13 protein-coding genes are annotated in these 13916 nt (G+C 45.6%); 6 read left to right on the forward strand and 7 right to left on the reverse strand.

Going from position 1 to position 13916, the window contains the following annotated elements; translation table 11 throughout:
- Window positions 1–59: 59 nt before the first annotated feature.
- Window positions 60–314 carry a hypothetical protein gene (locus JEU20_RS01835; protein WP_198243417.1) on the forward strand — a complete coding sequence of 85 codons (255 nt, stop codon included), beginning with the start codon at window positions 60–62 and terminating at the stop codon, window positions 312–314.
- Here JEU20_RS01835 and JEU20_RS01840 read toward each other — a convergent pair.
- A complete protein-coding gene (locus JEU20_RS01840; protein WP_198243418.1) occupies window positions 303–1250 on the reverse strand; it encodes a formylglycine-generating enzyme family protein in 948 nt (315 codons plus the stop codon). The genes JEU20_RS01835 and JEU20_RS01840 overlap by 12 nt on opposite strands.
- Before the next feature lie 22 nt (window positions 1251–1272).
- On the opposite strand from JEU20_RS01840, the gene JEU20_RS01845 reads away from it, so the two are divergent.
- Entirely contained in the window at window positions 1273–3255 is a 1983-nt protein-coding gene (locus JEU20_RS01845) for a GumC family protein (protein WP_198243419.1), read from the forward strand.
- A gap of 8 nt (window positions 3256–3263) precedes the next feature.
- Here the strand turns inward: JEU20_RS01845 and JEU20_RS01850 are convergent, their stop codons facing one another.
- Genes JEU20_RS01850 through JEU20_RS01875 form a run of 6 tightly spaced genes read right to left on the reverse strand, consistent with a single transcriptional unit; the run spans window position 3264 to window position 7598 of the window.
- Complete coding sequence (locus JEU20_RS01850) at window positions 3264–3467, reverse strand: DUF1289 domain-containing protein (RefSeq protein WP_198243420.1); 204 nt, start codon at window positions 3465–3467, stop codon at window positions 3264–3266.
- Complete coding sequence (locus tag JEU20_RS01855) at window positions 3464–4336, reverse strand: carbon-nitrogen hydrolase family protein (RefSeq protein ID WP_198243421.1); 873 nt, start codon at window positions 4334–4336, stop codon at window positions 3464–3466. Before JEU20_RS01855 ends, JEU20_RS01850 begins: the two co-directional genes overlap by 4 nt.
- Complete coding sequence (locus tag JEU20_RS01860; protein ID WP_198243422.1) at window positions 4329–4931, reverse strand: GNAT family N-acetyltransferase; 603 nt, start codon at window positions 4929–4931, stop codon at window positions 4329–4331. The genes JEU20_RS01855 and JEU20_RS01860 overlap by 8 nt, the downstream gene beginning before the upstream one ends.
- A gap of 17 nt (window positions 4932–4948) precedes the next feature.
- On the reverse strand, window positions 4949–5767 hold the full coding sequence (locus JEU20_RS01865) for a quinoprotein dehydrogenase-associated SoxYZ-like carrier (RefSeq protein WP_198245789.1): 819 nt from the start codon (window positions 5765–5767) through the stop codon (window positions 4949–4951).
- 27 nt (window positions 5768–5794) lie between these two features.
- Window positions 5795–6706: a quinoprotein relay system zinc metallohydrolase 2 gene (locus JEU20_RS01870; protein WP_198243423.1), complete on the reverse strand. Its 912-nt coding sequence runs from the start codon at window positions 6704–6706 to the stop codon at window positions 5795–5797.
- Between the two features lies 1 nt (window position 6707).
- Window positions 6708–7598 (reverse strand): LysR family transcriptional regulator, encoded by an 891-nt coding sequence (locus JEU20_RS01875; RefSeq protein ID WP_198243424.1) that lies wholly within the window; start codon window positions 7596–7598, stop codon window positions 6708–6710.
- 155 nt (window positions 7599–7753) lie between these two features.
- Here JEU20_RS01875 and JEU20_RS01880 point away from each other — a divergent pair, with 155 nt between their 5' ends.
- From JEU20_RS01880 to JEU20_RS01895, 4 genes are all read left to right on the forward strand, one after another.
- Entirely contained in the window at window positions 7754–9448 is a 1695-nt protein-coding gene (locus JEU20_RS01880) for an NAD(P)H-dependent oxidoreductase subunit E (protein ID WP_198243425.1), read from the forward strand.
- Between the two features lie 19 nt (window positions 9449–9467).
- Window positions 9468–12242, forward strand: coding sequence for a formate dehydrogenase subunit alpha (gene fdhF / locus JEU20_RS01885; protein WP_198243426.1), 2775 nt, complete (start codon window positions 9468–9470; stop codon window positions 12240–12242).
- 768 nt (window positions 12243–13010) lie between these two features.
- The gene (locus JEU20_RS01890; protein ID WP_198243427.1) at window positions 13011–13358 is read left to right on the forward strand and encodes a metalloregulator ArsR/SmtB family transcription factor; all 348 of its coding nucleotides are present in this window, start codon (window positions 13011–13013) and stop codon (window positions 13356–13358) included.
- A gap of 91 nt (window positions 13359–13449) precedes the next feature.
- A complete protein-coding gene (locus tag JEU20_RS01895) occupies window positions 13450–13902 on the forward strand; it encodes an ArsI/CadI family heavy metal resistance metalloenzyme (protein ID WP_198243428.1) in 453 nt (150 codons plus the stop codon).
- Window positions 13903–13916: the final 14 nt, after the last annotated feature.

Consider the following 13916-nt stretch of genomic DNA (forward strand, 5'->3'; position numbering starts at 1 on the left):
AAGATATGAGTTTAAGCTTCTATTATTACGATTGATTAAAAAGACTTCTGGAGTCTGTTATGAATATTACACCGACCAATAGTGCTCTTAACTTATTCAACAGTTCGCAGCAAAAAGCGACTGACGCTGCGCAAACTATCGCTCAGGCTAGTGTTAGCAAAAATGAAGTCGGCGGTAGCAAAGATGTCAAATCCGGCGATCTCTTTAAACCAGTCACTCAATTAAAAGAAGCCAAACTTGAGGCGCAATCGGCCACTAAAATCCTGCAAACCGATCAGGAAACGCAAAAAGCTATTATCGATTTATTTGCCTGATATAAACGCGCGACGTAGTGTTTTCTTTTGCACCTTAACCAACCTAAAGCCCCAGGTTGACAGTCTCACCCAGGGGCTTTGCCAATTCCTATAATCCAGGCGGCTGCGCTCAGGTTCCGCATTCCAGCCTCCACCCCGAACAGCAATAAATTCAGGATTATCTTTCAAATTGACACAGCGTTGCTCTTGCCCCGCATAATCAGGCTTAAATTCCGAACACGTCCACTCCCAAACATTACCGATCATATCGTATAACTGATAAGGATTCGGCAAAAATGTTTTAACCGGTGCCGCATATACAAAACCATCATCACAATGGTATGAAACAATCCCTTTAGCATTAAAAAACAATGCATTATTTAAATCAAAAATATTGCTATATCGACAGGCCAAATCCGGGTTATTCCCCCAAAAATAATCGTTATTTCGCCCTGCCCTTGCCGCATATTCCCATTCGGCTTCGGTGGGCAGGCGGTAATGTTCACCAGTTTCTGCATTCAACCAGGTGATATAGGCCTGAATATCATAATAATTGACGCAACTGACAGGTTGTCTGTCATCAATTTCCCCTTGCACCGGCTGCCGCCAGTTTGCCCAGCTCCACCATCCCCACTGTTGTTTGTTTTCATCATACGACCAGCAACCAGGCTTAAGATAGTCAATTTCGGCATCGGAAATATAGTTTGTCTGGGCAACAAAACGCTTAAATTCTGCAATTGTGACTTCATGCACTCCCATTTCAAAATATCGCCGGAAGCAAATCCGCTGCCCACTTCTTAACTTCTGTTCTTGTTCGAGAGAAGCAATCCGCATCTGAAAACATCCCGCCGGAATACGTTGCAGCTTAGGCTTTAGCAGGATATCTAAAGACTTAGCATTCAATGATGATGGTGTTAAACTAACAAACAAAATCAGTCCAAAAACAAATGCAATCATAAACGGGATCACCTTAAAGCCCATGAAGCAAACACAAAAAATTGAATATATTACGCACTCTGACTCAGTGATTCCATCAATTCCTGACAATGAGGGTCACTCTTTTTCCAGAGTAAAGGTGTTTTTACTGACCTTTGGTATCAGTTTACTGATTGGATTGATGATTAATTTTTCGCGGCCTGCCGTTTATCAAGCCGAAGCGACATTACTGACCTCGGCGCCGACAGCCATTGATCAACAAAGTCTGGAGGCTGATGTGCAACATGTCGCCATTCAGCGACAAAAACTATTAGGCTTTGAATTACTGAGCGAAACCTTATTACGCTTGAAAAAAATCTCGACTATGGCCGACATCAGCTTAGCCGATATTCGTCAAATGCTCGATGTCAAACCCATCCCGGAAACGAACCTACTCAGCATGACAGCAACCGGTGATCATCCTGATTTTTTGCCCACCGTTATCAACACCTGGATCGATGTCTACTTAGAAGCGCGTCAGCATAATACCGCGGATGCCTCACAGCAGACACTGGATAAACTTCGGAATGAATTACAGCAATTAGAAAACCAAATCAAAGCTAAACAACAAGCGATCGCCTTGTTTCGAAAACAATATCATATCAATTCCAGTGAACGGGTTGAAAATGAGCACCTCGCTGGCTTGAATGCTTTAAATAAAGCGTATAACGATGCTAAAGAGGAAGAAGTTAAAACCAAGGCTAAATTAGATGCGATAAAACAAGCCATTGCCGAAGGCCGAACCGTCGTTCCGCAACAAGAACAACGTAGTTTAAGTCATTTAGAACGTCGTTATCAGGAACTGAAAGAGAAACTAGCTGAGTTCGATAAACGTTACACGCGCGATTATCTCTACTTACAACCGTCCTTGAAATTTATTCCCGAACAAATAAAAAAGTTGGAAAAAGAAATCAGGATCAAGCGGAAAGTCGGGCAAAACAGTGTGCTGACTGAAGCCTATCAGGCCTATCAAGCTGCCAAGCAAGTGACAAAAAACTTGCAAAAAAAGCTGGCCGAACAACAAAAAAAGGCCGCCGAATTCACCACCCTATTCGCAAAGTACGAACAGTTAGTCGAAGATTTGAAGGCATTGGAAGAATTATATCGGGATACACAAGTCAGGCTGGTTAAAATTGAAAGCAGTCAATTTGAAAAATATCCTCAAGTCGATGTTATTGAAAGAGCCAGTTTTAATGATGTGCCAATTGGGCCAGATTATACCTTAGGTAGCCTAATCGCTTTTGGTGTTGCGTTATTTCTGGCTTTTTTTAGCCTTTGGCTGATTGACTTCCTAACGGTCAAAGACAAAAAACAGGCCGATAAAGGCTTCCATTTCCCTGTTTCTGTCTGGTTCAATCCCCCACCTGCTGCTGAAAAACTAGAGCCAGTTTCCGATACTGGCCGAGTCGAACAAAAACACGATACGGCATCGTTACCCTTTAAAGTACCGGAATATTCACCTTTAAAAAATGATACCCTTGAGTATTTATTTCAACTCAGCAACCCTGACACACAACAGCTCATTTTATTATTACTTTCTGGGCTGACACCAGCAGAAATCAGCCAATTGAAGACTGAACAGATTGACTTGGAAACAGGACTGCTGCATCTTCCCTCGCGTACAATACCGTTGGGAAAACGATTACAGCAGCTATTGGAAAATGCCATCAAGACAAAAACACTGTGGCAAAACCAGACTCATTTAAGCGAAGATGATATTGATGCACTGCTGTATTGCGCCTTCGTTGATGCCGGTATTGAATCCCAGCAGCAGGCGCCGGCTGCCGTGCTACGGCAAACTTATATTATTTACCTGGTGCGACAAGGCTTACGTTTAAATCTTCTGGAAACCCTGGCAGGCTCTCTGACGCCTATTGAAATGGCCGCTTTCAGTCGGTTTGCTCCAGAGCAACGCGGTAAACGAGTCGATCAGGTCAACCCGATTTATCCGCTATGTGATGAAAAAATATGCTCGCCTGAAGATTAAGATCAGGACTATGATTCCAGTAATTTCTTGCGTACTGAGCGCGCTAGAGCATCGACGTAATCATCAATATTTTCATACGATTGGTGCCGTGCAAATTCAACACAGTCCATCACCAATTTTTTCATTTCGGCAATTTCTTCATGCGAACGACCACAGCCTTCGCAGTGTGTACCTTCATGGGTACATTCTGAGTTACAAGGTACAAATTTCATAGCGTCTCCAGTTCTGCATTAAATTGACGTGGCCAATCATGGTAATTAAAAACCTGGCCGTTTTCTCTGACCTGGATCATTTTTTCAAGATTTAGGTCAGCATATAGCCATTGCGTTTGATTGTACTCCCCGATGGCGAGTATGCCATCATACGGAAAGCCCTTATCGACCGGCGTATAAACCGCTGCCGCACCGCAGTTTATATCAACCGCCTCTGACCAGGGCGCTTCCCCGACCAGCGGTGACTGCACGACATAACATTGATTTTCCAGCGCACGGGCTTGGCAACCTATTCTGACGCGGTAATAGCCGGCTTTGGTATCGGTACAACTCGGTACTAAAATCAATGCCGCACCCTGCTCTGCCATGTGCCGGGCATAATGTGGGAATTCGCTGTCATAACACACCGCAATCCCCAGTTTGCCAAAGTCTGTATCAAATAACTTTATGATTTGTCCGGCTTTAATGTGCCATTGCTCATTTTCAAAGCGCGTCATCATCAGCTTTTCCTGAAAATCATAGCCACCGTCGGGGGTGAATAAATAAGCCCGGTTACGATATTCACCGATTTCATTCAAAACAGGAAATGTCCCCGCCTGAATATAGACGCCATACTGTGTTGCCAGTTGCCGATACAACGCTAAAAAATCGGCCAATAATCCTTGCATTGCATCGAGCTGTTTAGTCAATGACCGATAAATTGATTCATCAAACAAAGATGCCAGCTCCATGCTGTGATATTCGGGAAACACCAACAACTGCGCCTGTTGCTGGGCGGCCTGGCTAACCCATTGCTGGATTTTTTTCTCGTAAGCCGCCCAGCTATCCAGAAAACTCACATCATATTGTGCAACGGCCAGTTTAAGCATACTCTTCTTTCAACCAGAATGTCATCGATTTCGCCGTTTCCTTATCTTCATCCAGGTCTTTCCAGCTATAAGTCGTGGTTAATTCAGGATGTTTGACATAGCCACGTTTATTCCAGAAGGCATCCAATGGTACATAATCTTTTGGACGGCGTGGATGATCGGCTGGCCTCTCCACACAGCAAAAACAAATGTGTTTAAAGCCGCCTAAATCGTCGGCATGCGCTTCGCGTTCTTCAAAAAAACGCACCCCGATACCTAAACCGCGATAGCGTTTATCCAGTACCGATTCCCCGCAGTAAAATATTTCATCTGGATTATAGCCATGTTCGATAAAAGGCTTTTTAACCTCATCGGTTTCATATTTCATTGGAATCGCAGTCGATGCACCGATAATATCATCGCCTGCAAATGCTAATACGATAACGCTATCAGGACAGTCGATATAGGTTTTCAGGTATTTTTCTTCATAAGCATAATCGCCATCATAAAGATAAGGAAAGTCTCTGAAAACCTCGATTCGCAAACGGGCTAAATCTGGAATATATTGTCGTAGCGGCTCACCGCTCAAACGTTGAATACGAATATCGTTACTCATTTTTCTATCAACCTGTGTTATAGATTAATCTCTTGAGTTTTCTCATATTTTTTACCTGATTCGCAGACAGCGCGACTGGTCGGCGATTCACAATGCACATCGGTGAACTCAGCTTTTAATTCACCTTGACCTTTCGGTATAAAATAAAAGCGGAAATTTGGATCCTGACTGATGGCGATATCGGTTTTGGCAATCAAAACCGGCTTACCGTTGTATGTTACTGTCAGCTTGTCCATAAAATGGGGTTTGCGCACGAAACGCGTCACCTGATCCATTTGCATGCCGGTAATATTAGGATGGCTGATCAGTAACTGTGCTTCAGCCAAGCCATCTTTAGCTTCGGGTTTTAAACGGAATTTCATTTTTCCCAAGCGCTTCATTGCCGCGTCCAGATCGGTGCCAATCGGTGCCGAACAGCCACCACTGGCTTTGACGAATTTTTTTGTCATCAACATGTCGCCATTATTCATCTCGGCAATGGCCCGTACATAACTATAGGTATTCACCCGTATCCGCATGGCCAGGTCAGCCTTGCCGGTTTCTGGAAAAAAAGTAAATTCACCGACAAATGGATAGGGGTTTTTATCGACGAAAACCCACATCTTTTTGATATACCGCTCAGGTGTTTGCGGAATTTTACTGATGATTTTTACTGGAACCAGCGCCGGATCTTCTGCCCGGTACGGAGCTTCTATTGCCAACAAATCCGATTCTTTAATCACTTTATCGGCAAAATACTGCGGTTTGATTTCGTTTTCCCAGCGCAATTCATCCTTTGCCGCCAGAGTGACAAGCGGTAATAACAATAAAAAGATAAAGGTAGGTCGTTTTTTCATCATGACTCCAGTTAAAAAGAGTAAAAGTTATTCATCTTCCCATTCCAATTCAGCAAATGCCGACATGACATTACGCTGATGATAGGCATCGAATAATTGCCAATGCGGTTTTTCAGACAAACCGACGGTTTTGACCGCATCTTCAAGATACTTGCCTTGTTTGATTTGTTCCCGGATTTCAGTCAACAGTATTTGTAAATAACGTTTTTCCGGTTGTATCGCCTGCGGCCAGTCAGTTGCCAGCGGCCCGTGGCCTGGCACGACAAACCGATAAGTCTGTTTTTCCAGTTTACTGATTTCATTCAGCCAGCCTTTTAAACTGCCATCTAAGGTCGGAATATGGTCGATAAACAGCAAATCGGCCAGCCAAGCGGTATTGGTTTTTTCATCCCATATGGATAAATCATTATCCGTATGGGCTGTAGGATGCGCGGTTAACAGTAAATACCTTTGTCCTAAATCGATACGCATCTGTTTATGGATATTGAAATCAGGTGGAACAATATCTTCAGCCCTTAATTCGACATCCCACTGCGCTTTAGCCCGGTCGATATCAAACGGCGCGCGTGCCGCCATGGCCCGGGACAGTCTGTAATGGCCAATAAATTTGACACCCGGTTGCTTAAATACACGATTACCATAAATATGATCAGGATGAACATGTGTATTGATGACATAACATACCGGTTTATCGGTCGTGTTCTCGATTGCTTTTTTCAAGGCCTGACCTTGTAGCGGACTGCCACCGGTGTCGATGACAGCGACACAACGCTGCCCGACAATAAAACCTATATTGGCGATATGGTCGTGGTTATGAGGATTGGGAAATTCCTGCCTGGCAAAATGCACAAAAATGCCCGGCGCCACCTCTGTTACCGGTAGAGCCGGTTGCGCCAGCAATAGGGCGGGCCATAATAAAAACAGTATAAAAAGTCTCATCTTATTTCTCATCACAACATAAGGCCAAAAAGGCTTTGGCAACCCGAGATTGCATTACCGCATCCGGACGAATGATATTCAATTCCCATAAAATACCTTGCTCAGAGCCTAGACGTCTAGCGACCAGTCCTTCCAGTTTATGCGCCAAGGCCTGAGCTGAGGCAAAACCGATACCGAGTCCGGCCCGTACAGATTCCATCACCGCCGTCACCCCCATCACCTCAATGCTGACCGGAGCATTGATATCAGCTTGTCGCAAAGCATCTTCAACCGCCTGCCTGGCACCAGAGCCTGGTTCACGCCAGATAATCGGGTATTCGGCAAACACGTCCAAGGGGACAATGTCGGCATACCGCTCGGCAAGCGCATGCCGTTCCGGTAATATCAAAACAATTTCATCAGTTTTCCATTTTACAAGCTGATAATTTATTGGCAAATCACAGGTTTCGACCGGCCCTTCGACAAACCCCAGATCATAGTCATACATTTTATCCAGAATTTCCCGCGTATCACCGGTTTCCATGCTGACATGAACACCTTTATATTGGGTTTGCATCTGCACCAGATATTTTGGCAAAAAATAACTGGTCATGGTCATAGTGGCGCCAATACGCAGATTACCGGTATTAACCTGTTTCAAACAGCGGATATATTCTTTAGCCTGTTTAAAATCCTGTTGCATTTTTTCAGCATACTCGAGCAAGCCTTGCCCTGCCGGCGTCAATTCCAATTTATGGCCACGCCGTTCATACAAAGCCTCACCGACCGCAGCCTGCAATAATTTCAACTGACCTGAAACTGCCGGTTGACCTAAATTCAAATATTGTGCGGCTTTGGTGATGCTTTGCAAGCGTGCAACAATGGCAAAGGTCAACAAATGAGTTGGATTCATGCAGAATTCCTGATATTTTTACTCTGAAATAGTTCCAGTTTTATCATCAAATCTGATGATAAACCAACAAATAATGATTTGAAATATATATTACAATTCGCTAAAGTGGTCAATTGCTAATCGTTGGCAAAGCTTATAACCTGGAGGAGATACGTGTGGCGGTCATAAAAATATCACCCGAACAGATAAAAACCAAAAAACGTCGTGGCCCTAAAGGCCATGCAGTCGATTTATCTGCTCTGGAGGATGTCAGGAACTTACTCGGCGATGAGTCACGGCAACGGGATTTGTTAATCGAACATTTACACAAAATCCAAGATCATTATCACCACATTTCAGCCAAGCATTTAGTCGCTCTAGCTCATGAAATGAATCTTTCTCCGGCTGAAGTCTATGAAGTGGCCTCTTTTTATCATCATTTCGATGTTGTTCCCGAAGGTCAAGCCGCCCCACCAGAACTCACCGTACGTGTCTGTGAATCATTAAGTTGCAGCATGGCTGGCGCCGAAGATCTGATCCAATCGCTTGAGGATGGCCTCGATGGGAAAGTGCGGGTGCAGCGCGTACCCTGTGTCGGTCGATGTCAACATGCACCGGTCGCAGTCGTCGGACAAAATCCAGTCGATCAGGCCACCTGCAACAGTGTTATTGAAACTGTACAAAAAAAGGCCGTGACGGCGCCAGTCAGCGATTATATCAGTATCGAGCAATACAAGGCCGATCAGGGGTATCAAACCCTGAAGAAACTGATGGAAGGCCAAATTAGCGAAGAATCCATTATCAAAAAAATGGAAGATTCAGGTTTGCGTGGCCTCGGCGGCGCAGGTTTTCCAGCCGGTCGTAAATGGCGTATCGTCAAAGGCTTTAAAGGCCCTCGCCTGATGGCGGTGAATATTGATGAAGGCGAACCGGGTACCTTCAAAGATCGACATTATCTGGAACGTGATCCACACCGTTTTCTGGAAGGCATGCTGATTGCGGCATTAACCGTCGGTTGTGACGAAATCTATATCTACTTGCGCGACGAATATGCCGGTTGCCGACAAATTCTGCAACGGGAACTGGCCGCTTTAGCCGCTAACCCGCCTACCGATAAATATCGCTTACCGCCTATTCATTTACGTCGTGGTGCCGGTGCTTATATTTGCGGAGAAGAGTCGGCTATGGTCGAATCGATTGAGGGTAAACGCGGTATGCCACGCCTGCGTCCACCCTTCCTAGCTGAAGTCGGCTTATTCGGCCGCCCCACGCTAGAACATAATATGGAATCGGTTTATTGGGTACGCGATATTGTCGAAAAAGGCCCCGACTGGTTTTCCTCCCATGGTCGTAATGGCAGAAAAGGACTACGCTCTTTTTCAGTTTCCGGCCGCGTCAAAAAGCCAGGTGTTCATCTGGCACCGGCGGGCATTACCGTGAAAGAACTGATTGATGAATATTGTGGCGGTATGCTGGATGGCCACAGCTTTTACGGCTATTTTCCAGGCGGTGCATCGGGCGGTATTCTGCCCGCATCAATGGGCGACATTCCGCTGGATTTCGACACATTGAATCCGCATGGCTGTTTTATCGGCTCAGCAGCGGTCATTATCTTTTCCGACCAAGATAAAGCGCGCAATCTCGCTCTGAATGCGATGAAGTTTTTTGAAGAAGAATCCTGTGGTCAATGTACCCCTTGTCGCGTCGGCACCGCGAAAGCCGCTGAATTGATGCAACAAAAAAACTGGAACCAATCCCTGCTTGAAGAACTCTCCAGTGTGATGGTAGATGCCTCTATTTGTGGTCTTGGACAAGCGGCGCCGAATCCCTTGCGTTGCGTGATCAAATATTTTCCAGAAGAATTGAAATAACACCGAACAGAGAGTAATCATGGCTGCAAATCCTGAATTTATGAACGAAGCGACCGTCAGCTTTAACCTGGACGGTGAATCGGTAACGGCCTATCCGGGCGAAACCATCCTGCAAACGGCACAACGCCTGGGCAAAGAAATTCCCCATTTATGTTACAAAGAAGGACTACGCCCGGATGGCAACTGTCGTGCCTGTGTGGTTGAAATCGAAGGCGAAAGAACCCTGGCTCCATCATGCTGCCGCATGCCAACCGAAGGCATGACTATTCAGACGCAAAGTGAACGTGCCGTAAAATCCCAGAAAATGGTGCTGGAGTTGCTCAAATCTGATATGCCTCAACAAGGAAAGTCACCCTATAAACGTGATTCCGAACTGGATATCTGGGCTGATAAACTCGATGTGGGTACACCTCGCTTTCCGTCACGCAAACAACCGGAAAGTGATCTGAGTCATCCAGCTATCGCTGTCAACTTAGATGCCTGTATTCAATGTACCCGTTGCGTCCGCGCCTGTCGCGAAGAGCAAATGAATGATGTCATTGGTTATGCCAATCGCGGTGCCCATTCTGAAATTGTTTTCGATATGGGCGACCCAATGGGCGCTAGCAGCTGTGTCGCCTGTGGTGAATGTGTTCAGGCTTGTCCAACCGGAGCTTTGATGCCCGCAGGCGGCGTGGGACTGGAAGTGCCGGAAAAAACCGTAGATTCAACCTGTCCTTATTGCGGTGTTGGTTGTCTGATTCGTTACCATGTCAAAGACAATAAAATTCTCTATACCGAAGGCCGCGATGGTGACACCAACCATTTCCGTATGTGTGTCAAAGGCCGCTATGGCTTCAACTACATTCATAATCCATTACGCCTGACCAAACCTTTGATTCGTCGCGAAGGCGTAGCTAAAACTACCGAATTACTAGACCCCAATGATTTGGACAAAGTGTTTCGCGAAGCGAGCTGGGAAGAGGCACTGGAATTTGCCGCTAATGGCCTGAAAAATATCCGCGACAACAAAGGCAAAAAAGCCTTAGCGGGGTTAGGCTCAGCTAAAGGCAGTAACGAAGAAGCGTATTTATTTCAGAAACTGGTTCGTACCGGTTTTGGTTCAAACAATGTCGACCACTGCACCCGCCTGTGTCATGCTTCATCCGTTGTTGCCTTGCTTGAATGCTTAGGCTCGGGGGCAGTATCTAATCCCGTTGAGGATGTTAAAAAGGCCGAAGTGATTATCATCATTGGCTCCAACCCGACCGTCAACCATCCAGTTGCCGCTACGTTTATGAAAAATGCGGCGGCCAATGGCACTAAAATCATTCTGATCGACCCAAACAGAACGGCGATTGCAAAATACGCTACACACGTCTTGCAATTTCGCCCAGACACCGATGTCGCGCTGTTAAACGGCATCATGCATGTCATTCTGGATGAGAATCTACAAAATGACGACTATATCGCCAAGCATACCGAAGACTTCGAAGCCTTACGGATACACTTAAAGCAATACAGCCCAGAAAAAGTAGCACCAATTTGTGGTATTGATCCTGACACCATTCGCGAAGTCGCACGGCTATATGCTACGTCCAAAGCCTCGATGATTTTATGGGGCATGGGCGTTTCCCAGCATATTCATGGCACCGACAATGCACGCTGCTTGATTTCTCTGGCTTTGATGACAGGACAAATCGGTCGTCCCGGTACCGGCTTGCATCCTCTGCGTGGACAGAACAATGTACAGGGCGCATCCGATGTCGGTTTGATTCCAATGGTCTACCCGGATTACGAACCGGTTGACAACCCTGATTATCAAAAGAAATATGAACAGCTTTGGAAGACAACGCTGGATCCAGAGCGCGGTTTGACTACAGTCGAAATGCTGCACGCTATTTTGAATGGCGAGGTTTTTGGCATGTATATCGAAGGCGAAAACCCAGCCATGTCTGACCCAAACCAGAATCATGCGCGCGAAGCGTTGGCAAAACTCGAACACCTGGTGGTGCAGGATATCTTTCTGACGGAAACCGCAGGTTTTGCCGATGTCATTCTGCCCGCATCCGCCTTCTATGAAAAAACCGGTACATTTTCCAATACCGACCGCCGCGTACAAATGGGGCGCCAAGCTGTGACACCGCCCGGAGACGCCAAACAAGACCTGTGGATTATTCAGGAAATAGCCAAACGCTTAGGCTGTGACTGGAATTACTCGGGGCCTAAAGATGTTTTCAACGAAATGCGTCAAGCCATGTCCAGTATTGCTGGCATGACCTGGGAACGGCTGGAGCAGGAAGATTCATTGACCTATCCGCTGGAAAAAGAGGGTGATCCGGGACAACCGATTATTTTTACCGATGGCTTCCCAACTGCATCGGGCCGAGGAAAATTTGTGCCGGCACCGTATATCCATGCCGATGAGATGCCTGATGATGAATTTCCGTGGATTTTCATTACCGGCCGTCAACTGGAACATTGGCATACCGGCAGCATGACCCGCCACTCCCCTACTCTCGATGCCATCGAGCCTGATCCGGTCGTGACGGTACATCCTGATGATCTGGAAAAGATGGGGGTCAAAGCGGGCGAATTGATTACCATTGAATCAAGACGAGGGAAAATTTCTGCCTATGCGCGTGCAGATTTAGGTATTCAACCCGGTTGTCTGTTTATGGCTTTCTGTTATAACGAAGCCAGCGCTAACCTGATCACCAATGAAGCTTTGGATCCGGCGGCTAAAATCCCGGAATTCAAGTTCTGCGCCGTAAAAACCCAGCCCGGTGGACAACTACCACCTAGAATAAATTAAAAAACCTCATCACGGCAACCTGTTCCAGGTTGCCGTGATTTTATTATGATCTGATGTTACGCAGTAACTCTTCCCTCATTCCCATACTCCTGCGTAGGGCCCCATATAGACACAGAGACCACTGAGAACACAGAGAATGAAACCGTGCAGCAAGGATAAACAACAGATATTTCAACAGAGTCGTTGATAACATCATGAATCCAGACCATTCAAGGGCATTAAACGATACAAACGATAACTCTGTGCGCTCTGTGGTCTCTGTGTCGATAAAAGATAGAGACCAGAGATGACTTTTTTCACGGTAATGCTGAACGGCGAATCATGGAAATGAAATTAAAGAGCCACCGCGTAACATAAGTTATGATTACTGAAGAAAAAACCATGAATCATTGCTTATCTGGTATCATATAATATATGGTTATACATATATTACTATCTAATGTTCCGCCTGGAATGACGATTCCTCAGAAACCGCATCCCAATGGGCCGAAAATTTTCGGTCAGTGGTGTTCGAATGGGTCTAATGAATAGACACAGAGAATGGAACCGTGCAGCCAGGATGAACAACAGATATTTCGACATAACCTCATGAATCCAGATTAGTCAATGGAATTTGAATGATACAAACTATAACTCTGTGTACTCTGTAGTCTCTGTGTCGATAAAAACAGAAGCCAGAGATGACTTTTTTCACGGTAATGCTGAATGGAGGATCATGGGAATGAAATTGAAGAATCGCTGCGCAACAACAGTTACTATTTATTACTTATGACACCTGTACAATTTTTTAAATGTTTATCCGATGATACGCGCTTGCATTGTGTCGCGTTGTTACAAAAAGAAGGCAAACTCTGTGTTTGCGAATTGACTGCAGCAATGGCTTTGCCCCAGCCTAAAATATCCCGCCACCTGGCATTATTGAGGCAATGCGGTTTGTTACAAGATAGCCGCGAAGGCCAATGGGTGTTTTATCAAATCAGCGATACTTTACCGGACTGGAGCAAGCCGCTGCTCGACAATGTGCTGAATTCAGTTGAACAAAGCGATGCCTTTAAAAATGCACAGCAGCGCCTGCATCATATGGCCAACCGTCCTGAGAAACTGCTTTGCGGCTAATTTTTTAACCATTTCCAGCTTCTCGTTTCTACACGAATACTGGATGATATATATGTTTATTCATATATAACACTAACCCTATAGGAAAACCATGAAACGCTTACATATCCATCTCGCTGTCGAAGACCTTGAACAAAATATCGAGTTCTACAGCACCCTGTTCGGCTGTCAACCTATCGTCGTTCATGACGATTATGCCAAATGGATGCTTGATGACCCTCGTGTCAATTTCGCCATTTCAAATCGCAGTCAACAAACTGGACTCGATCATCTCGGTATCCAGGCGGAAAACAAGGCTGAATTGCGGGATATAAAACAACATCTCGATGCCACTCAAGCACCGATTGAAGCCCAGCAAGGCGCCGCCTGTTGCTATACCCGTTCTGACAAATACTGGATTACAGACCCACAAGGCATTGCCTGGGAATCTTTCCATTCACTTAACGAAATCCCAACGTTTAACGATGCTAAAGCCCGCTCTGATGGCGAAAACCCATATGCCTGTCGTCCACAGGATGAAAAAAAATCATCGTGTTGTGGCTGATTCCTTTCTACAAT

It is taken from the genome of methane-oxidizing endosymbiont of Gigantopelta aegis (assembly GCF_016097405.1).
Taxonomy (GTDB): Bacteria; Pseudomonadota; Gammaproteobacteria; order Methylococcales; family Methylomonadaceae; genus Methylomarinum.

What these genes read in the sequence shown, in the direction of transcription:
- JEU20_RS01840 (WP_198243418.1), bottom strand. Translation starts at nt 1,250, where the DNA reads ATGATTGCATTTGTTTTTGGACTGATTTTGTTTGTTAGTTTAACACCA.
- fdhF (WP_198243426.1), top strand. Translation starts at nt 9,468, where the DNA reads ATGGCTGCAAATCCTGAATTTATGAACGAAGCGACCGTCAGCTTTAAC.
- JEU20_RS01875 (WP_198243424.1), bottom strand. Translation starts at nt 7,598, where the DNA reads ATGAATCCAACTCATTTGTTGACCTTTGCCATTGTTGCACGCTTGCAA.
- JEU20_RS01870 (WP_198243423.1), bottom strand. Translation starts at nt 6,706, where the DNA reads ATGAGACTTTTTATACTGTTTTTATTATGGCCCGCCCTATTGCTGGCG.
- JEU20_RS01890 (WP_198243427.1), top strand. Translation starts at nt 13,011, where the DNA reads ATGACACCTGTACAATTTTTTAAATGTTTATCCGATGATACGCGCTTG.
- JEU20_RS01855 (WP_198243421.1), bottom strand. Translation starts at nt 4,336, where the DNA reads ATGCTTAAACTGGCCGTTGCACAATATGATGTGAGTTTTCTGGATAGC.
- JEU20_RS01865 (WP_198245789.1), bottom strand. Translation starts at nt 5,767, where the DNA reads ATGAAAAAACGACCTACCTTTATCTTTTTATTGTTATTACCGCTTGTC.
- JEU20_RS01835 (WP_198243417.1), top strand. Translation starts at nt 60, where the DNA reads ATGAATATTACACCGACCAATAGTGCTCTTAACTTATTCAACAGTTCG.
- JEU20_RS01850 (WP_198243420.1), bottom strand. Translation starts at nt 3,467, where the DNA reads ATGAAATTTGTACCTTGTAACTCAGAATGTACCCATGAAGGTACACAC.
- JEU20_RS01860 (WP_198243422.1), bottom strand. Translation starts at nt 4,931, where the DNA reads ATGAGTAACGATATTCGTATTCAACGTTTGAGCGGTGAGCCGCTACGA.
- JEU20_RS01895 (WP_198243428.1), top strand. Translation starts at nt 13,450, where the DNA reads ATGAAACGCTTACATATCCATCTCGCTGTCGAAGACCTTGAACAAAAT.
- JEU20_RS01845 (WP_198243419.1), top strand. Translation starts at nt 1,273, where the DNA reads ATGAAGCAAACACAAAAAATTGAATATATTACGCACTCTGACTCAGTG.